This window comes from Vibrio sp. 10N.286.45.E10, assembly GCF_002874195.2.
GTDB lineage: Bacteria > Pseudomonadota > Gammaproteobacteria > Enterobacterales > Vibrionaceae > Vibrio > Vibrio crassostreae.
In genome coordinates, this window is record NZ_MCWD02000001.1 from 992478 (window position 1) to 1017659 (window position 25182).

The window sequence follows — 25182 nt, forward strand, 5'->3', positions numbered from 1 at the left end:
GCATCCCGCTACTCGAATCCCGTATCTGCTTTTAATCTTTTCGCATCTCGCCACTCGAATCTCGTATCTGCTCTTTAGCCTGCTTCTCAATCGCCTTCACCATGCCTTTAAAGATAAACAGGTGAGCAGGCATCATTGCGAACCAATAGAGTAGACCTAGAAAGCCTTTTGGGTGCCACCAAGCTGATATGTTCAGTTCACGAGAATCGCCGTTGTCAGAAACGGTAATTTCCAGTCGTCCTAAGCCTGGACCTTTCATGCCAAACAGTAGCGATAAGAATTGGTTCTCTTCACAGCGAATCACTTTCCATGAATCGATTTTGTCGCCCACTTTTAGCTTGGGGCCTTCAGGCATTTGTCGCACAGGTACGCCGCCGCCGAAAAGAAGGTCCAACCATTCGCGTGTGCGCCATAAAGCGTTAGCGAAGAAGTAACCTTGTTTCGGGCTTCCTATCTGTTGAGCTACTTGGCAAAGAGACTCTAGTGAGGCAGTAGACATGATGCTTGCGCCTGTTTTCTTCGGGTAATAACCGTATCCCGCTTGCCAGCGTTTGAAGGCAGTTTTATCGAAGCCCCACACATTACTCTTTACGAAGTTTCCTTCAGAATGAATAGCTTGCTCAACCATATTCTCGAACGAGATAAGCCTCTGAGGGTACTTTTCTCTGATAGTGGTCGAACTGGCAATAAAGTCATGCTTTAAGCCAGCAAGCAGTGCTCTGCCTATGTTGGACGGTACAGATGTCACTACGCCTAGCCAATATGAAGCAATCTTGGGTGTGAGCAGTGATGTAGCCCACAGCCGGAGTGGACGATCGGCCGTTTTGGCAATATGAGCAAATTGGTTTCGATAAGAGACAATATCCGGCCCACCAACTTCGAAGATTTGGCTTTCTATAGGCGTGTCTTGTGCTAGCTTCAGCAAATAGTGGTTCAGGTTCTGCAATGCGATAGGGTTTGCTTTAGAATCGACCCACTTTGGCGCAATCATAATCGGCAAGTTGTACACAAAGTCTCGCATGATCTCGAATGCCGCAGAGCCTGGGCCTATGATCACGCCTGCTTGAAGTTCGGTTATCGGTACCGGCCCTTTACGAAGTAGTTCACCGGTTTTCTTTCTCGCTTGAAGGTGCTCTGAGTCACCAGTTTGAGGCTGCAACGAGCTTAGATAGATAACGTGCTGGTTTTTAGGGCCAAGTGCAGAGACAAAGTTGCGAGCTAGGTTTAACTCGTAATCAATAAAGTCGTGGCCTTCTGCCATTCCATGGACAAGGAAGAAGATAAGATCAAAATCGGGGACTAAGGCTTGTGTCGCAGCTTGATCGGCCAAATCAAGATACTCAAGTGATAAGTTTTCGTGAGGCTCGGTCCGTGCCTTTAAATAGTCGATATGCCTTGCTGCTGCCGTGACTTGATAGCCTTGCTCAAGCAGGAGAGGGAGGAGTTGTGAGCCTACGTATCCAGAAGCGCCTAAAACCAGTACTTTCTTCATTACTACTCCATTTATATCTGTGGTTAAAAACCGAACATTGATATAATAGCGCGATATTTATCTTTATTCATCAATACGTTCCGTTTAGGTCTCTCTATGTTGCTCTCTTCAATTATTCATCACACTCGCGGTGATTTTGTTCGCAGGTTGATTGCCATAGCTTTGCCAATCACCTTGCAAAGCATCATGTTCTCGAGTCGAGGCTTAGTGGATGTGTTGATGCTAGGTCAGCTTGGAGAAGCAGACATTGCGGCTGTGGGTGTGGCGAGTCGTGCGATGTTCGTGACGACCATTATGCTGGTGGGTGTCACCACCGGCGGCGCTCTTCTTACTGCTCAATATTGGGGAGCGGGCAACAGACAAGGTGTGAGAGAAAGCACTGCACTAACCTGGCTGGTTTCGACGTTGTTTGCGCTGTTGACCATCGTGTTCTTTGTCTCTTTCCCGGCACAAATCATGGGCGTGACGACTGACTCTCAAGAAGTCATCAGCTTGGGCGTTGAATACATCGTTATCACCTCATTTAGCATGTTAGCCGTATCGTGTGTCAGCAGTATGGCCGTTGGCCTAAGAGCGATACACAAACCTGGATTGAGTACCTTCTTCAGTGGTATTGGTATCCTGTCTAACGTGTTCTTAAACTGGGTGCTGATTTTCGGTAACTTAGGATTTCCGGCTCTTGGCATCAAAGGTGCGGCGATTGCGACCGTACTGAGTGGCGCAATTGAAGTGGCGACCTTGTTTGGTTACCTCTATTTCTCTAAACATTTATTAGCCTTCAAACTTTGTGATATCAAAGCTGCGGCAACGGTGGAGAAAGTCGTTCGCTTCTTGAAATTGTCTCTGCCGACAACTTTCAACTTTTTAGCTTGGGCTGGTGGCTTATTCGCTTATCACGCCATCATGGGGCAATCGGGCGTGCAAGGTTTAGCTGCGCTTTCGGTGATGACGCCAGTTGAGTCTATCTCGTTGAGTTTATTGATTGGCATGTCGAATGCTGCCGCGGTTTTAGTGGGTAACCAACTCGGTGCGAAGAACAATGAAGCGGTTTACTACCAAGCTCTCGGCTTAACGATTTTGTGCTTCTTTACCAGTATTGTGGTGGCAATTTTCCTCTACTTTATACAAACGCCAATATTGAATGCCTTTAGTGCTTTGACAGAAGAAACCCGAGCGCTTTCAGAGAAGTTTATTGTGATTCTGAGTGTGGGTATTGTCATCCGCTCTATTCCAATGACAGTGATCGTTGGTGTACTCAGAGCTGGTGGTGACGTGAAGTTTTGTCTATACCAAGATCTGATTGCTCAGTGGGTGATAGGTATTCCTTTGGCAGCCATCGCCGCTATTTACTTTAAGCTTCCACCTGAGTGGGTTTACCTACTGTTCCTTACTGAAGAAGTGATTAAGTGGGGCGGGTCGCTCCATCGCATGAAAACAAGAAAATGGATTAAAAACTTGATAGGAAGTTGAAGTAGGACGCACCAATCAGATCACTTTATCGTTGGTGTGTGATCTATCTTTCAAAATACTTCCTCCTAACAGGGAATTAGTGTAGATTCTCCTTCCAAATTCTAACTAATGTGAGCTGTTTAATGTTAAAGCTGTCAGACCTATGTAAAGGCTACGTCGATGGGGGGGAGTTTCACCCTGTTTTGCAAGGTGCTGAATTAACATTAAACCAAGGTGACCAGCTAGCATTAATGGGAGAAAGTGGTTCAGGTAAAAGTACTTTACTGAACCTTATTGCGGGGTTAGACCTAGCTGATTCAGGTGAAATTGCTTTCCCTCACTTCAATATGCACGACTCTACCGAGCGTGACCGCACCGCTTATCGCAGAAACAACATCGGCCATATCTTTCAGCAGTTCAACTTACTGCCGACATTGAACATTGCCGATAACATTCGTTTTTGCCGCCAATTAAAAGGCTTACCCGAAGACAAGGGGCTCTGGCGACAGATCCTTTCTGCTTTAGATCTGATGCCTTTGCTTGGTCGTTACCCTGAAGAAGCGTCTGGTGGGCAGCAGCAACGTGCAGCGATTGCTCGTGCGTTGTATATGGAACCCAAAATATTACTGGCCGATGAGCCGACAGGTAGCTTAGATGAGCGCAACGCTGAAGCGGTAATGCGTTTGCTGACCTCTTTGGCTCGCCAATTAGAATGTACATTACTGTTGGTAACACACAGTGAGAAAGTAGCGCTGCATATGGATGGCAGGATCCGCCTACAAGGAGGGCAACTGCATGTTATGGCCCGTAGTTAAGGCACTACTCGGTCATTATCGACGTTACCCACTTCAGATTATCTTGGTATGGCTTGGTTTAACCCTAGGCGTATCACTTTTGGTTGGTGTTACTGCCATTAACCAACACGCCAAGCAAAGCTATGCACATGGCGAAAAACTCTTTTCGAATCCTCTTCCTTACCGTATTCGACCAAAACACAACGCCAATAAAATCCCACAAGGCTTTTATATCCATCTTCGACGTGAAGGCTTTCAGCAGTGTTCTCCTTTTGATCACCACCGTATCACTGATGAAAACGGTTCAAATTTCATGCTGATTGGCATAGATCCAGTCTCTATGCTTCAACTGCAGCCGGGCGTTGCGTTAAAAGATCTCAATACGTTAAATCTAATGAAACCGCCATATCCGATCCTTGTGAGCGACGATCTCGCCGAACACATGGAGTGGAAAAACGGTGACTATATCCATCTTATGGATGGCTCTGAGCTTGGCCCATTAATGGTTGATCAAAACAACATTATTGATGGTACAAGGCTGATTGCTGATATCTCGTTACTGAGAATGCTGAAACGCAGCGCTGGCCTCTCGGTGATTGCATGCTCAGACATGTCGCCTGAGAAGTTTGAGCGTCTTAAAAACATGCTACCCAATGGTTTGACAATCTCTCGCAGCTCTAAAGCGGAATTAGAGTCACTGACTAGCGCTTTTCACTTAAATCTAAAAGCGATGGGCATGCTGTCGTTTGTGGTTGGTTTATTCATTTTCTATCAAGCGATGTCGCTGTCGTTTATTCAGCGTCAACCGTTAGTCGGTATCTTAAGACAAACAGGTGTGTCGGGCTGGCAACTGGCTAAAGCACTTTGCTTAGAGCTGCTGCTATTGGTCGGACTGAGCTGGATCTGCGGTAATATTTTTGGTGTCATGTTAGCCAATCAATTGTTACCTGCGGTATCTTCAAGCTTAGGTGATTTATACGATGCCAACGTTGGTTTAACGATTGACTGGAATTGGCGCTGGAGCGGCTACAGCTTATTGATGGCGTTACTTGGTGCGTTCTTAGCCTGCGCTTGGCCATTGGTACGTTTGCTTAGATCACAACCGATTCGTTTGACCTCTCGATTGTCTTTGATGCGTTTTGCGGGTACTGAGTTTACTTGGCAAGCTTTGATTGGCTGTGGCTTCTTGGTTGCAGCTGTCGCTGTGTATCAAGCCCCTCAGACTCAAGAAACGGGTTTTGCGATTATCGCATTGATGCTAATTAGTGTGGCGCTATTTACCCCGTTTTTGATGTGGAAGTTATTTAACAGCCTCTCTTATTCATTGCGCTGGGTTCGTGCTCGCTGGTTCTTTGCTGATGCAGCTTCAAGTATGAGCTACCGTGGCGTGGCGACGATGGCCTTTATGTTGGCCTTAACAGCCAATATTGGTGTAGAAACCATGGTGGGTAGCTTTAGAGATACTACTGATAAATGGTTAACACAGCGCCTGGCCGCCGATCTTTATATCTACCCAACCAATAATGCCGCTGCTCGTATGAGTAACTGGCTGTCAGATCAACCTGAAGTAGATTCGGTTTGGTGGCGTTGGGAGAAAGATGTTGCTTCTCCAGTCGGCAGTATTCAGGTTGTCAGTACGGGTCCTTCTGAAGGCGAACTAGAAGCGCTGACAATCAAATTAGGTATTCCGAATTACTGGTACCACTTACACCACTCTAAAGGTGTGTTGATCAGCGAATCGATGTCTCTCAAGTTGGGGATTCGCCCTGGCGACTACATTGACCTCTATGATAGCCTCGGCTCTGGTTGGCAGGTTGTTGGAGTTTATTACGATTATGGTAACCCTTACCATCAAGTCATGATGTCACATCGAAACTGGCTGTATGGGTTTGCAGGGCGGGGTAATGTAGGCCTTGGCGTAATACTCAAAGATGATGTTAATTCGGTAGGCCTTCGCAGCCGATTAGAAAGCGTATTCAGGCTTGGCTCTGAGCGTGTATTCGATAACAACAATATTCACAGTCAAGCGATGCGTGTGTTCGATAGAACGTTCGCGATTGCAGATACATTAGGCAACATCACCTTGGTTATTGCAGTCTTCGGTATCTTCTTTGCTACTGTAGCGGGTGAAGTGTCTCGACAAAGACATATATCCTTGCAGCGCTGTTTGGGTGTCTCGGCGAAAGAGCTGATTCTGACAGGTAGCTTGCAGCTGTTTGTATTTGGGCTTATTTCCTCCTTGATTGCGATTCCGCTTGGCTTGGCGCTAGCGAGCTTAATTGTTGATATCGTGATAAAGCAGTCTTTTGGGTGGTCACTCGAGTTACAAGTGATTCCTTGGGATTATTTGCAGACATTTGCGTGGGCCATGGCAGCATTGATGCTCGCTGGTGCTTTACCAGTGATGAGAATGATTCGGAACACTCCGATGAAGTCACTGAGGGATGCGCTTTAGTATGTTTTTACGGAATAGCTCAACTAAGTTAAGACATCGAATCCTGTCTTCTCTTCTATTAATCAGTTTCTTCAGCATCTTTTTAAGTGTTTGGGGCTATTACTCCTATTTCATCGATCCCGGTGAAAAGGGCGAGAATGAAGTTAACTCGGTATTGGTTAGTGAACATTTCAATGTGTTTGAGCCAGTGTTACCAGACCGCAATGTTTCGCTACCACAAGATTTTAAGTTCCACCCAGAGTTTCAACATGAGTGGTGGCATTACTTTGCGTCTTTGAAAGGCGATGATGGCAAAGACTATTCGGTACAGTGGAGCTTTTTCCGTATTGCAACGGACGAACGTGAAACTCCTGGGTGGCAAAGCCCTCAAGTCTATATCTCAAATGTAGTGGTCTCTTCTAAGTCCAAAGTATGGAAAGAACAGCGCATGGCTCGTGGCGGCATTGGCCAAGCGGGGATGACTAACCGTCCATTCAGACTTTGGATTGATAACTGGAACTGGCGTGCACTCGGCAACACACCATTTCCAGGCCGTCTTCAAGTGCAAACTGACACTTTTGGACTTGAGCTCGACACTATTGCAAAAGGGCCATATGTACTCAACGGCGATAATGGCTATCAGAAAAAACACGACTTATTACCTGTCGCGTCTTATAACTTCAGCGCTCCATTTTTATCTTTGAGTGGTGTGTTGAACTTAGACGGCGTTACCAAGGAAGTGGAGGGAACTGCGTGGGTACATAAAGAGTGGGGTAGTGGCTTACTTGGAGTGGGTCAACAAGGTTGGGATTGGTTTGTGTTTAATCTCGATGACGGCACTGCGTTGAGTATTAACCGTTATCGTCATAACCAACAGTTGCCTTACGTATTTGGTACATTAGCAACGCGCTCTGGCAAAGTTTACCAATTGACGGAATCCGATATTTCAATTCAACCATTGCAAAATACAACGTTGATGAATAGAAGACGGATGCCTCTGCAGTGGATCATTAATGTCCCTAAGCATGATATCAACCTCACGACGCGTATTATACGCAGGGATATGTGGCTTCCTTTTGTCATACCATATTGGGAAGGGCCGATTATGGCGAGCGGGAGCCATGAAGCGACAGGCTTTATGCAATTAACTGGCTACTAAAAAACACCTAAGGCTATCATTTGATAGCCTTTTTTTATGTCTGCGACTTTTATCCAACCCCAATGAATTGTGCATACAGGTTCGATGATCTCATCTATACTTAATTCATGGCGCAGAACAACATTATGGAATATACGACGTATTGTTTAGTATTTGTAGGAAAAACCGAAGTTAAACATCCGAAGAAGTGATTATCTATCAATTAGACTTGGATATAAACTCGTGGTTATTCTTTGTTATTCGTTTATTTAAATAATAAATATAAGGGCGAAATCATGACCGACGTCATCCGTGACTTCTTTAAAATGGAATCTGCTGGCGGCATCATCCTAGTAATCGCTGCGGCGATCGCAATGTTTGTAGCAAACTCACCACTGAACGAAATGTACCAAGGTGTACTTCACAGTTACGTTCTTGGTATGTCTGTGTCTCACTGGATTAACGATGGCTTAATGGCTGTCTTCTTCCTTCTAATCGGCTTAGAAGTTAAGCGCGAACTTTTGGAAGGCGCATTAAAGTCTAAAGAGACAGCAATTTTCCCAGCTATCGCAGCTGTGGGTGGTATGTTAGCTCCTGCACTTATTTACGTGCTATTTAACTCAAGTAACCCTGAAGCGCTTCAAGGTTGGGCTATCCCGGCTGCAACAGATATCGCATTCGCACTGGGTATCATGGCTCTTCTTGGTAACCGTGTACCGGTAAGCCTGAAGGTATTCTTACTAGCATTGGCAATTATCGATGACCTAGGTGTTGTTGTTATCATTGCACTGTTCTACTCAGGTGACCTATCAACGCTTGCACTGACGGTTGGCTTCATCGCGACTGGTGTGTTGTTCATGCTAAATAACAAGCATGTAACTAAGCTGAGTGTGTACTTAATTGTTGGTGCGATCCTGTGGTTCGCTGTATTGAAATCTGGTGTTCACGCAACATTAGCTGGTGTAGTAATTGGTTTTGCTATCCCACTAAAAGGCAATAAGGGAGAACATTCTCCGCTGAAACACCTAGAGCATGCTTTGCACCCATATGTAGCTTTTGCAATTTTGCCAATCTTCGCATTTGCAAACGCAGGTATCTCACTGGAAGGCATCTCAATTTCAAACCTTACAGGCATGCTACCGCTTGGTATTGCTATGGGTCTATTGGTTGGTAAGCCACTGGGTATCTTCCTATTCAGCTGGGGTGCTGTGAAAACGGGCGTAGCTAAGCTTCCTGAAGGTGTGAACTTCATGAACATCTTCGCAGTGTCTGTGCTGTGTGGTATTGGCTTTACGATGTCTATCTTCATCTCTTCATTGGCATTTGGTCCAACGAACGCAGATTTTGATACGCTAGCTCGATTAGGCATCCTGATGGGATCTACGACAGCAGCTATCTTAGGTTACTTCCTGCTAAGTATTTCTCTGCCGAAAACTAAGCACCAAGAAGTAAAACTTTAACCGGTAATTGGCTCGGTTAACTATCGAGCCGATTCCTGAGTAGCAAGAAGAACCACTGAGTCATTCCCGAGATTCAGTGGTTACAAAAAACAAAAAGCCGTGATAGGCGATCCTATCACGGCTTTATTGATCTTGTCGCTAAGCAGTCTTTGTAAGATAACCCACGTGACACCTTCAGTGACAATGTCACGCTATTTTTCTAGCGTGGTAAAAATGGTCCATTCCTCTACGATCTGCTCACTTAACCCTACTACTGTCGCTGTTACCTTACGGTTCAGTGCGTGTGAAGTAGGGTCATCACCATCGTTTTCTAATCGTTCTTCACCATAGCCGACAATTCTCACACGCTCTGGTTCGATACCATTCGACAGTAACTCGTCTTGAACATTGTTTGCTCGTTTTTTTGACAGGTCTAAGTTGTACTCGTTAGAACCCACTTTACTCGCATAGCCTTGTATTTCAATCGAGGCACTTTTGTAGGTTTCAAGAAACGCTGCCATCGTGCTGATCTGGTCTGAGAAAATTGGGTTCACTTCAAATGAGTCATGAGCAAAGAGTATTTTTAGCTGTCTGACTTCTTCCGCACGAATCGTTTCTCCACAACCATCATTGTCGACTTGTGACGTTTCAGGCGTACCAGGGCAGATATCACGAGCGTTTACCACACCATCTTTATCATCGTCTTGCAGGTCTGCAATCTGCTCAGCTTCAGGTGTCTCGATATAGGCCTCTTCCTGCTGGTTCGAACAGGCAAGTAAAGTCATCGTTAACACGGGAAGTAATAAGTAAGGTATTTTCATCATTAATACTCCACTGGCGTAGTCCACTCTTCTGGAATGTCGACCAGTAGAGCATTCAATAAAGAACCTGTCGCGTTCATCACACGGTACTTAGCGTACTGCTCTGAATAGTGGGCATCTAGGTAATCTTTACGGGCTTCAAATAGTTCGTTCTCAGTGTTGAGTAAGTCAAGCAGAGTACGCTTGCCTATTCGGTATTGTTTTTCATATGCGATAACAGTTTCCGAAGCTGAATCAACATGGTCGGATAGAAAATTCTTTTGTTGTAACGTTAGATCCAATGCACTCCATGAGAGGCGAAGACCTTCTTCCACTTGTCGATAAGCGCGATCTCTCAGATCTTTGGCTTTGTTCAATTGGTATGCCGCAGCTTCTGAATTAGCGCTGTCTGTTCCGCCGTTGTACAAGTTATATCGCATGCGTAGCATCGCGAGGGTTTCTTGACTTGAGCCTTCATCGCCACCTGCATCATCACGCCACGACTGAGAAGCCTCGATGGAGAAGGTAGGGTAGTTCACGCCCTTTGATTGTTTGTATTGGAAGTGGGCTGAATCGACATCTGCGTTTGCGACTTTGATTACAGGGTGCTGGTCTAATGCATCAACAATGGCGTCGGTTAATGACAAAGGAATTCTAGAAATATCGGCTCTTGGGTAAATTAAGCCTAGGGGTTCTTGACCAACTACTCGTCTGAACTGGGTGTGGGTATCGATCAAATTATTCTGTGCGGCCAACAAGTTACCATGAGCTTTTGCAATCCTAGCTTCTACCTGAGATACATCCGCTGTTGAACCTATGCCTGAATTCGCTCGTTTCTTTATATCTTTATAGATTTTCTTGTGTATTGAAAGGTTACTTTCTGACAGTGCTAGCACTTCAGTGGCTTTTACTGCGTCTAGATAAATTTGTGTTACCTCAAGCGCTTTGTCTTCGGCATCCGCGATCAATTGCAAACGAACCGACTCGGCTTCTGCGGCAGTTCGATCAATGTCGTTCAGTGTCGCGGAACCATCCCACAGCAGTTGAGTGAGGGAAATCGTCGCTTCCTTTCTTGTTAGATCGGTATCGGGGCCGTTATTTGGTGCAGGGTTTATACCTTCGTACCCAATACCAGCATCAAGATCGATGCTGGGCTTGTATGCGCCTCCAGAGGCATCATTACGTTTTTTCACGCTCACATATTCATTAAAGATGCTTTTTATCTCTGGATTCGTTGCCAAAGTAATAGCTACAGACTGTTCCAGAGTTTGAGCGGTTAGCTGTGTTGCAGTAACTAAGCAGCACATGATGGATAATTTAAACAATTTCAAAGTAGCTCTCCTTCTACTTTCAATGTCTCATCCGTTTCCCAACCTACGTTTACCGCTGAATTGAGAGAAGGGTATTAAACGAAGCTTAGGACATTTGCAAAAAAATGCGAAGTTTGTTGGTTTTTTTTGAATGTAAGTCGCTATTGCTATTGACTAATTTTCAAAGTTCCTTATATGAACCACTTTAATGAGTTGATTATCAATAGTGCCGCTACTAAATTTATTGTAGGAAATAGCCACAGCGCAGAGTGGGATTGAATCCGCGTTTGGTGTGTTCTGGGTAGAAGTGGGAATATGGATATGGGAAACATCAACCTAAATATACTAGGCCTTGCTAGCGGGAGTGTAGTGCTCGACGCTCAAGGTCGAGTTAGACGTTTGTCTCCGGGCGAACAACCAGCCGCTAGCGACGTAATTATCAGTTTTGATACTAGTGAAGAGAGTGTGCCAAGTGTTTCTGCACGTTTTGTAGATAACCAGGGCCAACAAAATGTGCTAGACACTGATGATGCGATCGCTCAAGTTCAGCGTGCTATTGAAGAAGGATTTGATCCAACAGAACTAGGAGATGAGTTTGATACTGCTGCTGGTGAAGAAGGCTCGAGTTTGACCAACAGCGGTAGGATTGAACGTACTGGAGCTGAAACTCAAGCCGCCACGAATTTTGAAACTGAAGGGTTTGAGTCTCAAGGATTGTCAGAAACTCAAAGTAATGCTCTTTTTGATATCATCGCTTTTGCGCTTATTTCAGGTGACACTAACGCTATTGAGTTTGAGCAGGATGAACCAATTGAGACAGGCGGCGCCTTAATCAGCGATGATCCGGACGTTACCTTTATTGGCAAAGAGGTTGTTGGAGATAATGATCTCGGTACCTTTGTTGTAAACGAAGATGGTACTTGGACTTTCGTGGCCAACAGTCCTTATGATGAGCTTGCCGATGGCGAACAAATTCAAGACACGACAACAGTACAAACCTCCGATGGAGGCGAACAAGTCATCACTGTAACGATAATCGGTACTGATGATGCGGCTGTAGCCACTGATGACTCAGGCAGTGTGACCGAGGACATCGATGTAGATGACATCACCAATCAATTGGTGACGTCTGGTCAGATCGTGATTACAGATGTAGACAGCGACACTCCCACCTTTTCCGCTGATGGTGAGTTTAACCTCGTAGGTTCAACAAACGACTCACAGCTAGGCATATTGAGCATCGACCCCGACGGTGCGTGGACTTACGTAGTTAACAACGATGATGTTCAGTACTTGGATGACGATGAGTTCGTAACCGAGGTTTATACCGTGACAGCAAGTGACGGTACCACGAGCGAAGTGACCATTACTATTAACGGTGCAGATGATCCATCTGATATAACCGTTGGCGAAGGTGATTCAGACACAGGTGAAGTGACTGAGGATGTGGATGTTGACCTAGAGAGCAACAACTTAATAACTTCCGGGACACTGACCATCACCGATGTCGACGATAACGATGTCGCTGCTTTTCAACCAAACGGTGTGTTTAATCCTGAAGGCTCAACCAATGATACCGCGTTAGGTATGTTGACCATAACCGATGATGGCGAATGGACGTACGTCGTAGATAACGATGATGTGCAATACCTTGACGACAATGAGTTCGTTACCGAGGTTTACACGGTTACTGCAATAGACGGAACCACGAGCGAAGTGACCATTACTATTAACGGTGCCGATGATCCGTCCGAGATTACCGTAGGAGAAGGTGACTCTGATATGGGTGAGGTGACGGAAGATGTCGACGTTGATCCTGAGAGTAACGACTTGATGGCGACGGGAACATTGACGATCACTGATGTTGATGCCAATGATGTTGCGGCTTTTGAACCCAACGGAATGTTTAATCCGGAAGGTTCGACCAATGAGACCGCATTGGGTATGTTGACCATAACCGATGATGGAGCATGGACGTATGTCGTAGACAACGATGATGTGCAATATCTTGATGACGATGAGTTCGTTACCGAGGTTTATACGGTTACTGCGATAGACGGAACCACAAGTGAAGTGACCATCACCATCAACGGTGCCGATGACCCGTCTGAGATAACCGTTGGTGAAGGTGATTCTGACATGGGTGAGGTGACGGAAGATGTCGATGTTGATCCTGAGAGTAATGACTTGATGGCGACGGGAACACTGACAATAACCGATGTAGATGCTAACGATGTCGCTGCTTTTCAACCCAATGGTACGTTTAATCCAGAAGGCTCAACCAATGAGACCGCATTGGGTATGTTGACCATAACCGATGATGGAGCATGGACGTATGTCGTAGACAACGATGATGTGCAATATCTTGATGACGATGAGCTCGTTACCGAGGTTTACACGGTTACTGCGATAGACGGAACCACCAGTGAAGTGACCATCACCATTAACGGTGCCGATGATCCGTCTGAGATCACCGTTGGTGAAGGTGACTCTGATATGGGTGAGGTGACGGAAGATGTCGATGTTGATCCTGATACCAACGAACTTTCAGCGTCAGGTACTTTAACGATTACTGATGTCGACACGAGTGACATGCCAGCCTTTAAACCTAATGGTGTGTTTACCCCGATTGGGTCTACTTATGCTCTTGCTCTGGGTATGTTAACGATTACTCCGGAGGGGGCATGGAGTTATGTCGTTGATAACGATGCGGTTCAATACTTGAACGATGATGACGTAGTTATAGAGCGATATGTCGTAACCGCTATCGATGGTGTTGAACATGTTATCGAGATAACAATCAATGGTGTCAATGATGCACCTGAAGCGACGAGCTTTACGGTCGTCAATGATGAGGACGCAGTCATACCAATCCTTTTCGATTCTGAAGATGGTGGTATGCCTGATTACATCTCAGATATAGAAGATGACCATGATGACATTCCACTTAATATTAGGATAGAAAGCTTGCCAACCAACGGCAGCCTTTTGTATACCGACGAAAATGGCGTCACGAGAGAAATCGTTCAGTCTGATGTTGATAACGGTGTGTTGTTTGTTCCGAACAATATCAGTTTTGTTGCTGGACCTGGAGAGATGTTTGAAATGGGCTTCAGTGGTGATCCTGAGGATATGCCAGATCTTGTTGATGGTTTCTATAATTGGGGGGAAGAAGTTTCACCAACAGAGAGACTTATTACGCTAGATAACGGTAATACGATTACAGTAACGATCGAAGATAACAATGATAAACCGTTGAAACAGTATCAAGGCGAACAATCTCATGTTGGTTTTGGTATTGGTGATACTGATGGTAGAGGTATGAACAGCCAGGAGACCTTGGTCCTCGACTTTACTAATAATCCATTAGAGGTTGTTGATTTTGGTTTAGATGGTTTGGGTGGTTCATTTAACACTGATAGTAATGTTTATGTTGAAGTGCTCTATACCTTTGCTGATGGCACGACTCAGACGGAGCAATATCAAAAAGATCCAGGGGATACGGGGAATAGCCAAATTCTGTATGATTTTAGTTATTCTTCACCAGACAATCCGATTGTTGGGATGGAGCTGTCATCGACAGGGGGCAGTTGGGAGTTACGCTATGTCCAAGGTAACGAGGCAGTAACCGAAGACCCGCAGTTTGATTACGTCGCAGTCGATTCTAATGGTGCAGAAAGCACGGTAGAGACGGTCACGATAGATATCGAAGATCCGCAGCAATATAACGTTGTTAGTGCGGCGAGTAATGAACCCTTGTATGCACAGTCAGGTAACGATCTGCTGATTGGAGATAGCGGAGATAATATCTTCACTTGGCTAGACTCCGCGCTCGACAACGGTACTGATATTATTAAAGATTTCGAGCTTTATACTGCTGGTTCTGGGGACCTGATTGATCTCAATGATTTGGTCGAAGATCCTCAAGACGAGACTCAAATGGCAGAGTTACTTGATGCGATAGAGGTCTCTGTCGACGGAGAAGATATCGCGTTGTCCATTCCAATCAATGGAGGGGATGATGTTCAAACTATCGTTGTTGAGGGGATTGCGACTGAACTGGGTGGTTCGGTTGACCTAGGTAATGACCTAGCAGTGCTGGGAGAGCTGATAAAAAATGACGCAGCTTAATTAGATAAAGTGAAAGGTTCTAGCACTCAATGTAAGCAAAGCCCTCGATTTTTCGGGGGCTTTTTTTTGTATCGAATACCAGCCAAAGAAAAGGTATCGGAATAACACACAAAAAAAAGCCCAAACCAACGTGGTTTGGGCGGATACAAGTATAGGAGTTAATAAGGAAAATGCAGTAATTAAGAAAGCAGTGAGAAGAACAAGTTTGACGGCCTGTTAAACTTCTAAATACGCTGTTTTCTACCTAATTTATGACCCTCCATTTCCATTTCAGTTCCAAGAAAATTCATTATTTTTTTCTTTTTTTGTAAACACACAGCGATTCAATCGGTTAGTGCTGAGTTTTACTAACTGGTACGACCAATTTGTGAAAATGTGATGTTGCTTGCTTGTTAAATAAATGTACTAAGCGTATATTTCAAACAGTTGTTTAATACGAGTGATTGAAATGGCACCAAGAAGTACAACCAAAGACAAAATCTTAGATGTGGCTGAAGGCTTATTTGCTGAGCACGGTTTTAATGACACCTCTTTACGCACGATTACGAGTAAAGCGAATGTCAACTTAGCTTCAGTGAACTATCACTTTGGCGATAAGAAGACTCTGGTTCGTGCGGTACTCAATCGTTACTTAGAAGCATTTATGCCAGCACTGCAAGATGCATTAGTGAACTTAAACTTGAACGAAACGTATTCTATGAGTGACGTGTTTGAGTCTTTGAGACAACCACTAAGAGCACTTAATGATGTTAGGCCAAATGGTACAAGCCGGTTCATGTTACTTATCGGCAGAGGCTATACGGATGTGCAAGGACACTTGCGTTGGTTCATTACTACCCGTTATAGCGAAGTACTTTCTTTGTTTACAACGTCAGTAATGAAGGCGAATCCGAACCTCACTCAAGAACAGTTATTTTGGCGATTACACTTCACCCTAGGGACTTGTGTATTCACCATGGCATCAAGTCAGGCTCTGGTAGAAATTGCAGAGAATGACTATGACAGAAAGATAGATGCTAAGGCAGTGGTCGATATTCTTATTCCATATTTAGCCGCTGGCATGTCAGCAGAAGAATAAAACAATAAAAAGCGAAACATTCACAACCAATATAGTGAACAAAAGGATCTGAACTATGAGCTCTCTAAGACAAAAATGGGTAAGTGACCCAGCTTTTAAACTCTTTAAAAAAGTACTACCACCACTATCTAGCACCGAGAAAGAAGCGATGGAAGCAGGTAGCGTGTGGTGGGACGGAGAGCTGTTTTCTGGCAAACCAGATTTCACTAAGCTGCACCAATATCCTAAACCTCAGCTGACAGCAGAAGAGCAATCGTTCATGGATAATGAGCTTGAAACTTTGCTGGCTATGCTTGATGACCACCAAATTGTAAAAGAAGACCGAGACCTTCCTGAAGAAGTGTGGAACTTCTTACGTAAAGAGCGTTTCTTTTCTCTTATTATTGCGAAAGAGTACGGCGGTCGTGAATTCTCAGCACACGCTAACTCAACTATCGTAACTAAGATTGCCACGCGTAGTATCAGTACTGCGGTTTCAGTAATGGTTCCAAACTCTCTTGGTCCTGGTGAGCTGCTTTCTCACTACGGAACTCAAGATCAAAAAGACTACTGGCTGCCTCGTCTTGCTGACGGTACCGATATTCCGTGTTTCGCACTAACAGGCCCAGAAGCGGGTTCTGATGCGGGTGGTATCCCTGATGTCGGAACTGTGTGTATGGGAATGCACGAAGGTAAAGAGACGCTAGGTATTAAGCTGAACTGGAACAAGCGTTATATCACGCTAGCGCCAGTGGCGACGGTACTTGGTTTGGCTTTCAAACTACACGATCCTGAGAAACTACTTGGCGACAAAGAAGACATCGGTATCACTTGTGCGCTAATCCCTGCTGACCACGAAGGTGTTGTGATTGGTGAGCGTCATGATCCACTTGGCCTTGCATTCATGAATGGTCCGACACGCGGTCATGATGTATTCATCCCTATGGAATGGCTAATTGGCGGTGCAGATTACGCAGGTAAAGGCTGGCGTATGCTGGTGGAGTGTCTGTCTGCAGGTCGTGGTATTTCACTACCAGCCCTAGGCACAGCGATGGGTCACCTAACTGCGAAAACAACTGGCGCGTATGCTTATGTTCGTAAGCAGTTCGGCATGTCGATTGGTAAATTTGAAGGTGTTGCAGAGAGTTTAGGCCGTATTGGTGGCTTAACATATCTACTAGAAGCAACTCGTACACTGACAACTACTTCACTTGATATGAAGGAGAAGCCGGGTATCGTAACGGCTATCGCGAAATATCATATGACAGAGATGGCGCGTACTATTCTGAATGACTCAATGGATATCCACTCAGGTCGTGCAATTCAAGATGGTCCAATGAACTACTTGGCTGCGCCTTACCTAGGTATTCCAGTTGCTATCACAGTAGAAGGTGCGAACATCTTAACTCGTAACCTGATGATCTTCGGGCAAGGTGCGACACGCTGTCACCCATACGTACTAAGCGAGATGGAAGCGGCTGCAAACCCAGACGAGAAGCAAGGTGCGAAGGACTTCGATAATTTGTTGTTCAAGCATATTGGTCACGCGACTAAGAACACGTTCGGCGCGTTTGGCGCGGCATTAACAGGCTCTAAGTTCATTAAAGCGGATATGAGTGGTCCAACAAAGCCGTACTACCAAGACCTGACTCGCTTGAGCCGTGCGCTTGCAGTAAGTGCGGATTTCGCAATGCTGACGCTAGGTGGCGAGCTGAAACGTAAAGAGCTTATCTCTGCACGTTTAGGTGATGGTCTAAGTTACCTTTACATGGCTTCTGCTGCACTTAAAAAGTATGAAGACGAAGGTCGTCAACAAGCTGACCTAGACTACGTACACTACGCGGTTCAACACTGTTTCCATAACGCGGCGAAATCGCTACAAGAAGCGTACAGAAACTTCCCGAACAAGATGGTTGGTAAAGTACTTAAAGGTCTAGTGTTCCCTGTAGGTAACCACTTTGAAAAACCAAGTGACAACCTAACGGTACAACTGGCGGAAAGCTTGATGACTCCGGGTGCACACCGTGAACGTCTGACTCACCTTTGCTACATCGGTAAAGAAGAAGAGGATAGCGTTGGCCTAATGGAGAATGCGTTCAATGCGATGTACAGCATTAAGCCTCTTGAGCGTAAGATCTTCAAAGCAGTGAAAGAGGGCAAAGTAGCTCGTAAAGGCTTACTGCAAGATAAACTTGCCCAAGCTCTGGCGGCAGACGTTCTTACTCAAGACGAAGTTGACCAAATCATTGCAGCAGACAAACTACGCTACGCAGCGATTCAAGTTGATCACTTCAGTCATGACTTCAGCGAAACTTTGACGCGAAAAGAGTTAAAACCTAAGCTAAATAGCGTTGCTTAGATAAAGAAATGACAAAAGGCACCTAATAAGGTGCCTTTTTTTGTTTTTGTCGTAGAAGTCGCAATAGACGCGTTAACAAATGGTGACTTAGTCAGCAAATATTCGCTGAGTGCTCCAACCACTTGCATTTTCACCACATTTTTACAGAAATTAGATGCCATTTGCGTACGAAACTTTTATCCTTAACCTGATTTTTTAAGGAAGTTGAATATGATCATCAAACCTCGAATTCGCGGATTCATCTGTACTACAACACATCCAGTCGGTTGTGAAGCTAATGTAAAAGAACAAATTGCTTACACAAAAGCTCAAGGCCCAATCGCAAACGCACCTAAACGTGTACTAGTTGTTGGCTCTTCAAGTGGCTACGGCTTGTCTTCACGTATTGCGGCTGCATTTGGTGGCGGCGCTTCAACTATCGGTGTTTTCTTCGAGAAAGCCGGTACTGAGAAAAAGCCGGGCACAGCTGGTTTTTACAACTCAGCAGCGTTCGACAAGCTAGCTAAAGAAGAAGGCCTGTATTCAAAAAGCCTGAACGGCGATGCTTTCTCTAACGAAGCGAAACAGAAAACGATTGACCTGATCAAAGAAGATCTAGGTCAAATCGATATGGTTGTGTACTCACTGGCGTCTCCAGTGCGTAAAATGCCAGAGACTGGCGAAGTTATTCGTTCAGCTCTGAAACCTATCGGTGAAACGTACACATCAACAGCTGTTGATACAAACAAAGACATGATCATCGAAGCAAGTGTTGAGCCTGCATCTGAAGAAGAGATCAAAGACACTGTTACTGTAATGGGCGGTGAAGATTGGGAACTTTGGATCAACGCTCTATCTGAAGCCGGTGTTCTAGCTGATGGTTGTAAGACAGTTGCTTACAGCTACATCGGTACAGAGCTAACGTGGCCAATCTACTGGGATGGCGCGTTAGGTAAAGCTAAGATGGATCTAGACCGTGCAGCGTCAGCGCTTAACGAGAAACTAGGTCAAACTGGCGGTACTGCAAACGTTGCTGTTCTTAAGTCTGTTGTGACTCAAGCAAGCTCTGCAATCCCTGTTATGCCTCTTTACATCGCTATGGTGTTCAAGAAGATGCGTGAAGAAGGTATTCATGAAGGTTGTATGGAACAGATCTTCCGTATGTTCAGCCAACGTCTATACAAAGAAGATGGCAGCGCAGCAGAAGTCGATGAAGTGAACCGTCTACGTCTAGACGACCTAGAACTTCGTGACGACATTCAAGAGCATTGTCGTAACCTATGGCCTCAAATCACAACTGAGAACCTAAAAGAACTGACTGACTACGTAGAGTACAAAGAAGAGTTCTTGAAGCTGTTCGGTTTCGGTGTTGAAGGCGTTGATTACGAAGCTGACGTTAACCCAGCTGTTGAATTTGATGTAGCTGACATCTAATTCAAACAATCGAATCAAAACGAAATAGGCGCTCATTGAGCGCCTATTTTTTTGTCTGTTATTTGAGTGAAGAAATTAAGAGCAGATGCAGGATATGAGTGGCGGTATTCGAAGAGTTTGAAGAGCGGATACGGGATACGAGAAGCGAGTATCGGTTTCGAAGAGATTTAAGAGCAAGCGGAAGAGAAGAACTAACAAAAAATGCACTAATCCAAAGATGAATTAGTGCATTCGAAATATCTAAGCTTGGCTGCTTTTAATGCAGTAGGCGCTAGCTAATTATGATGATGAAAGTACCTGCTAGGGTCATCAATATATTGGCTATCGCGTAAGTACCCGCATAACCTAGTGCTGGAATGGTTGAGCGAGCGTGGTCGTTTACGATGTCCATTGCTGGAGCACAGGTTCGCGCACCAATGATTGCACCAAACAGCAGCGCTCGGTTCATCTTCAAAACATAAGCACCAACCAAGTAAGCGAAGAATACAGGCAGCACACTCACTACGAGAGCAATACCAATGACCTGAGGGCCGACTTGGGTTAAGTGCTCGAATATCTTACCACCGGCGCTTAATCCGATACCGACCATAAAGAACATCAAGCCGAGGTCTTTGACCATATTCAACGCACCCTGAGGTACATAACCGAAAGTAGGGTGGTTTGCTCGTAAGAAGCCCAGCATGATACCCGATAGAAGCAGGCCAACTGCGTTACCTAGTCCAAATGAAACCTGACCGAATGTCATGGTGATCAAACCAAACAAAATACCCAGAATGAAGAAGCTACAGAAGGCCATCAAATCTGCCATTTGACTGTGAATTGAGATGAAACCAATTTTTTCTGCTAGGCCGTGGACACGGCTCTTTTCGCCACTCACTTGCAGTACATCACCTTTAGAAAGCACAATGTTTAAGTCCATCGGCATTTCAATCTGAGCACGTACTACGCGGTTAAGAAAACAGCCGTACTCAGACAGGTTTAAGTCTGAAAGGCGTTTACCTGCGATATTGTCACTTTTAACGACAATCTCTTCTTCCACTATGCGTAGATCGAGTAAGTTACGGTCGAAAACCTCTTTCCCGTTACGGAAGCTTGGGTCTAGACGAGCGTGGCTATCTGGGAAACCAACCAATGCGATCTCATCGCCTTCTTGCAGAATAGCATCACCATCTGGGTGGGCAAGAATACCATTACGACGAATACGCTCGATGTAACAACCTGTTTGGCGATAGATACCCAATTCACGCAGGTTCTTACCGTCAGTCCAAGAGATAAGCTCTGGTCCCACACGATAAGCACGAATGATAGGAAGGTAAACCTTACGTTGACCAGAAGCACCTAAACCGCGTTCTTGAGCAATCTGTTCAGCTGAGTCGTGCAGGTTTACTTTTTGCAGCTTTGGAATCAGGCGAGCGAACATGATCATGCTGATTAAGCCAACCAAGTAAGCCATCGCGTAACCCACCGATAGGTTTTCGATAATCAGGCTCAAATCCATATTTCTTGGTACTTCTGCTAAGCCTGAGTTGAGCGCGTCTTGTGCGCCTACCAAAATTGGGGTTGCTGTAAGCGCACCCGCCATCATGCCGGCAGACAAGCCAAAGCCTAAACCAAGGTAATGACTACTGAAATAGGTTAGGGCAATCGCTGTAGAAAGTACCACAAGGCTCAGAATGAGGTAGTGCTTACCGTCTCTGAAGAAGATACCGAAGAAGTTTGGACCCGCTTCAATTCCAACACAGTAAATAAACAGCATGAAGCCAATGGTGAGTGCATCTGCATTAAAAGAGAAGCCAAGATGTCCCATAACGAGGGAAGTAATCAGAACACCGATTGAATTGCCGAGTTGGAGACTACCGAAACGAATTTTACCAATGGCTAATCCAATCGATAAAACAACAAAGATGAGGAGAATGGGGTTTTGTTCTAACAGAAAAACAACGTCGATATTCACAGTGGTCGCTCAATAATTGGCGTGAAACACAGGGTAAGTTTGAGAGGTGAATTGTATCTAAATATAAATAAATTATAAGCGATATTTTGCTAATTTACTTGATTTTGACCTTATTCTTATTCCGTATGAAAACTGGTCATAAAAAAAGCCCGCTACAATGAGCGGGCTTTCTATAAATCGTACAGTCCAACGCATAAATTGGTCAGTTGTTTAAGGTCTTAGCCTCGATTCTCTTGTGAGAAATCCTAGCTTAGTCGAAAAGACCTAGGTTTTCTTTTGCGTATGCTTCAAATTCTGTGCAGCCGCCGATGTGGTCTTGGTCGATGAAGATTTGTGGCACTGTGTCTACAGGCTTACCAACAGTCTTTTCTAGGTCAGCTTTGCTGATGCCTTCAGCGTGGATGTCAACGTAACGGTAGTTGAAGTCATCGCGTTTAGCTTTAAGAGTTTCAGCATGCTCTTTTGCACGAACACAGAATGGGCAAGCAGGGCGACCAAAAATAACTACAAACATTTAATTTCTCCTAAATACGGGATGAGGCTCGTTAACTCGATTATGTTAACTATTCTTTAGTGAATGCCACTCAAAATTTCTTAAAACCAACTATGCCTCAATGCCATGGGGAAATAAAGATGGAATTACCTCTTAATACAATAGGTTTTGTCTATCAGAGCAAATAATGGTCACAAAAAGGATCCATGTTGATTTCTGATAGGTATCTAGATTGATTACCCTTAATTTAAGAGTGTGAATTACCCCTAAGAATACGACTTTAATCCATCTTTAATGCGACAAGTTGCACTTCGTCAAAAAAAGCTCATACAGAACGAGGCATCTTAATACTGATGCACGATACAAAGACTAAATTCCAACAACCAAGAGTTCGCAGTTTTGTTCAGTCATAGGCGCAGGAGGCACCATGTTTCAATTTATGACATCTACAAAGATCATCTTTGGTGATGGAGCACTTTCCGCTTCATTGTCTCTCTTTAATCAATACGGCTATAGCGTGCTATTGGTTACAGGCAATACATTAGAGCGCACTTCAGTTGTTACTGACTATCTCGATGCGCAGAGTATGCGTTATCAACACATTGCCGTTTCCGGAGAACCTAATATTAAAATGGTCGAAGAGGCCGCTATTTCTGCCCGTCGATTTAAGCCAGATATGGTAGTCGCGATGGGTGGAGGCAGTGCCATCGATATGGGAAAAGCGTTAGCTGCGGTTTTACCTAATCAAGGCAATTTATACGACTATGTTGAAGTCGTCGGGCGTAATGTACCTCTTAAAACTAAACCTCTGCCATTTATTGCTATTCCAACCACTGCGAGCACCGGCGCGGAGGTCACTAAAAACGCGGTGCTGAAATCAGGGCAAGACCAAGTGAAAGTAAGCCTTAGAAACCCAGACATGCTGGCTGACGTTGCGATTGTCGACCCAACCCTAACTCATGGAACTAATCTGTATCTATCTGGACGAGGTGCGATGGATGCATTTACTCATCTAATGGAAGCCTACGTGTGTGGTGAACCCAACCCGTTAACCGATATGATCTGTGAAGAAGGGCTGCGCAAGTTGAGTAGTTCTGTGGTTCGGGCGTGTGTTTATGACGAGCCTCAAGCACGTTCTGATCTTGCTTTTGCTTCTATGCTTGGTGGTATGGCGATAACAAACGCCAAGCTTGGTGCTGCCCATGGTTTGGCTTCTGCATTAGGAGGCAAGATTTCAGCGCCTCACAGTGTGATTACCGCGCGCTTAGCCCCGTTCGTGATGCTGGAAAATATTGCGGTTGCGAGAGAAGAGAAAAGATTAGACATCTTAGCGCGTTATCAGCAAATCGCTCAGATAGTGATAGGTAACTCCGAAGCAAAAGAAGAAGAGGCGATTTCTTGGTTATCTGAAGTGCTGGATACGCTTAAGTTCCCCAATTTGCAGGAATTTGGCGTCTGTGAAGCTCAGTTTGATGAGGTTTCTGCCGATGCGCTCAAGTCAGTGGCTATCAAAGGAAACCCTTTGCCGTTAAACCAAGAGAGGCTAGTGCATATTCTGAAACAGGTTTGCGAGGAGTGCAGTTGTGGAGAAGGGGATCATGAGGCGGCTTCAATGAACCAATTTGAAGAATCTGCAGTAGAGTCTAGCTTTACCATTATTAACTCTTATGCGTCCGAGAACAGCGTGGTAGAGAAAGGCAACAGTTGGACTATTTAACGGCCTTCGACCTGTTCGCTGCATAAAGCATTTAAAACAGACAAACAAAAACGGAGCACTAGGCTCCGTTTTTTAATAGCTATATTTTGGTTCGTATCCTAAGGGCTCTTTGTTCGAACCCTAGAAGGTTAGAACTGAGAGTATTTCTCGTAACGTGAATCACGAAGAGACTCTTTAACACGCTTTAGGTTCTCTCTGAAACCAGAACCACGACGCAGTGTAAAGCCTGTCGCTAACACATCAATCACCGTCATTTGAACAACTCGGCTTGCCATTGGCATATAAACGTCTGTGTCTTCCGGTACATCCAATGAGATAGAAAGCGAACTTGCTTTATCTAATGGAGAGTCTTTTGCTGTGATAGCGATAACCGTTGCGCCGTTTTCACGCGCTAGGTTTGCAATCTCTACTTGGCTCTTAGTGCGACCAGTGTGAGAGATAAGAACAATAACGTCATTATCACTGCAGTTAATGCAGCTCATTCGTTGCATCACGATGTCTTCGAAACACGTGATTGGGATATTAAAACGAATAAACTTGTTTTGAGCGTCTTTGGCGACAGCAGAAGAGGCACCCAGTCCGAAGAATGAAATGCGTTTTGCTTGAGTCAGCAAGTCAACCGCTCGGTTCACTTGCATCGCATCTAGACTGTTTTTTGCAACGTCTAGACATGCCATAGTTGATTCGAAAATCTTATGCGTATAAGCATCCGGACCATCATCTTCTTCAACATTACGGTTCACGTAAGGTGTACCGTTCGCCAAGCTTTGAGCTAGGTGAAGTTTGAAGTCAGGAAAGCCCTTTGTGTCTAAACGACGACAGAAGCGGTTAACTGTAGGCTCACTCACGTCAGCCATTTTAGCTAAGGTAGCAATGCTAGAATGAATTGCAGTTTGAGGGGAAGCCATGATTACTTCGGCTACCTTACGCTCAGACTTGCTGAAATTTTCCAGGTTTTTTTGTATTTTTTCTAATGTATTCATAGTGTTCACAAGGGTATAGAGAACAACTTGCTAGTTAATATCTTTTACCAGGGGGTATGGCTGAAACAAATATCAATAAGTACAAAACCAAACTTAGATTGGGTATCGTAAATACTGCTGCATCAAATAGATATCAAGCTAACTAGCACCATAGAGTCAGTATAAACCCAACATACTATTTACTAATACAAAAACACGGCATGAATGCTTAAGAATATG

General features: G+C 44.8%; 16 protein-coding genes. 10 read left to right on the forward strand and 6 right to left on the reverse strand.

Annotation, left to right across the window (positions count from 1 at the left end):
- Positions 1–31: 31 nt before the first annotated feature.
- Positions 32–1492, reverse strand: coding sequence for a DUF2867 domain-containing protein (locus BCU34_RS04415; protein ID WP_102478255.1), 1461 nt, complete (start codon positions 1490–1492; stop codon positions 32–34).
- Positions 1493–1588: 96 nt separating this feature from the next.
- Between BCU34_RS04415 and BCU34_RS04420 the strand changes: the two genes are divergently transcribed.
- The 5 genes from BCU34_RS04420 (at position 1589) to nhaA (ending at position 8767) form a co-directional block, all read left to right on the forward strand.
- A complete protein-coding gene (locus BCU34_RS04420) occupies positions 1589–2962 on the forward strand; it encodes an MATE family efflux transporter (protein WP_102478254.1) in 1374 nt (457 codons plus the stop codon).
- A gap of 122 nt (positions 2963–3084) precedes the next feature.
- Positions 3085–3756, forward strand: coding sequence for an ABC transporter ATP-binding protein (locus BCU34_RS04425; RefSeq protein ID WP_017060385.1), 672 nt, complete (start codon positions 3085–3087; stop codon positions 3754–3756).
- Positions 3737–6190 carry an ABC transporter permease gene (locus BCU34_RS04430; RefSeq protein WP_048658392.1) on the forward strand — a complete coding sequence of 818 codons (2454 nt, stop codon included), beginning with the start codon at positions 3737–3739 and terminating at the stop codon, positions 6188–6190. The genes BCU34_RS04425 and BCU34_RS04430 overlap by 20 nt, the downstream gene beginning before the upstream one ends.
- Complete coding sequence (locus BCU34_RS04435) at positions 6180–7328, forward strand: lipocalin-like domain-containing protein (protein ID WP_102432758.1); 1149 nt, start codon at positions 6180–6182, stop codon at positions 7326–7328. The genes BCU34_RS04430 and BCU34_RS04435 overlap by 11 nt, the downstream gene beginning before the upstream one ends.
- Positions 7329–7603: 275 nt before the next feature.
- Positions 7604–8767 (forward strand): Na+/H+ antiporter NhaA, encoded by a 1164-nt coding sequence (gene nhaA, locus BCU34_RS04440; RefSeq protein WP_048664785.1) that lies wholly within the window; start codon positions 7604–7606, stop codon positions 8765–8767.
- A gap of 191 nt (positions 8768–8958) precedes the next feature.
- On the opposite strand, the gene BCU34_RS04445 is transcribed toward nhaA, so the two are convergent.
- Both BCU34_RS04445 and BCU34_RS04450 read right to left on the reverse strand, forming a co-directional pair.
- Positions 8959–9570 (reverse strand): OmpA family protein, encoded by a 612-nt coding sequence (locus BCU34_RS04445; protein WP_102480575.1) that lies wholly within the window; start codon positions 9568–9570, stop codon positions 8959–8961.
- Entirely contained in the window at positions 9570–10877 is a 1308-nt protein-coding gene (locus BCU34_RS04450) for a TolC family outer membrane protein (RefSeq protein WP_102480574.1), read from the reverse strand. Before BCU34_RS04450 ends, BCU34_RS04445 begins: the two co-directional genes overlap by 1 nt.
- Positions 10878–11177: 300 nt before the next feature.
- Here BCU34_RS04450 and BCU34_RS04455 point away from each other — a divergent pair, with 300 nt between their 5' ends.
- From BCU34_RS04455 to fabV, 4 genes are all read left to right on the forward strand, one after another.
- Positions 11178–14987, forward strand: coding sequence for a VCBS domain-containing protein (locus BCU34_RS04455; protein ID WP_102480573.1), 3810 nt, complete (start codon positions 11178–11180; stop codon positions 14985–14987).
- A 448-nt stretch (positions 14988–15435) separates the two neighbouring features.
- Positions 15436–16065: a TetR/AcrR family transcriptional regulator gene (locus BCU34_RS04460; RefSeq protein WP_017065403.1), complete on the forward strand. Its 630-nt coding sequence runs from the start codon at positions 15436–15438 to the stop codon at positions 16063–16065.
- 55 nt (positions 16066–16120) lie between these two features.
- On the forward strand, positions 16121–18403 hold the full coding sequence (locus tag BCU34_RS04465) for an acyl-CoA dehydrogenase (protein WP_048658398.1): 2283 nt from the start codon (positions 16121–16123) through the stop codon (positions 18401–18403).
- 210 nt (positions 18404–18613) lie between these two features.
- Positions 18614–19816 carry an enoyl-ACP reductase FabV gene (gene fabV / locus BCU34_RS04470; protein ID WP_102480572.1) on the forward strand — a complete coding sequence of 401 codons (1203 nt, stop codon included), beginning with the start codon at positions 18614–18616 and terminating at the stop codon, positions 19814–19816.
- A gap of 271 nt (positions 19817–20087) precedes the next feature.
- On the opposite strand, the gene BCU34_RS04475 is transcribed toward fabV, so the two are convergent.
- Both BCU34_RS04475 and BCU34_RS04480 read right to left on the reverse strand, forming a co-directional pair.
- A complete protein-coding gene (locus BCU34_RS04475; protein ID WP_102480571.1) occupies positions 20088–21770 on the reverse strand; it encodes an aspartate:alanine antiporter in 1683 nt (560 codons plus the stop codon).
- A gap of 250 nt (positions 21771–22020) precedes the next feature.
- Positions 22021–22284, reverse strand: coding sequence for a GrxA family glutaredoxin (locus tag BCU34_RS04480; RefSeq protein WP_009847069.1), 264 nt, complete (start codon positions 22282–22284; stop codon positions 22021–22023).
- A gap of 406 nt (positions 22285–22690) precedes the next feature.
- Here BCU34_RS04480 and BCU34_RS04485 point away from each other — a divergent pair, with 406 nt between their 5' ends.
- A complete protein-coding gene (locus BCU34_RS04485) occupies positions 22691–23980 on the forward strand; it encodes an iron-containing alcohol dehydrogenase (RefSeq protein ID WP_102480570.1) in 1290 nt (429 codons plus the stop codon).
- Between the two features lie 128 nt (positions 23981–24108).
- Here the strand turns inward: BCU34_RS04485 and BCU34_RS04490 are convergent, their stop codons facing one another.
- The gene (locus BCU34_RS04490; RefSeq protein ID WP_004734686.1) at positions 24109–24963 is read right to left on the reverse strand and encodes a MurR/RpiR family transcriptional regulator; all 855 of its coding nucleotides are present in this window, start codon (positions 24961–24963) and stop codon (positions 24109–24111) included.
- Positions 24964–25182 lie beyond the last annotated feature (219 nt).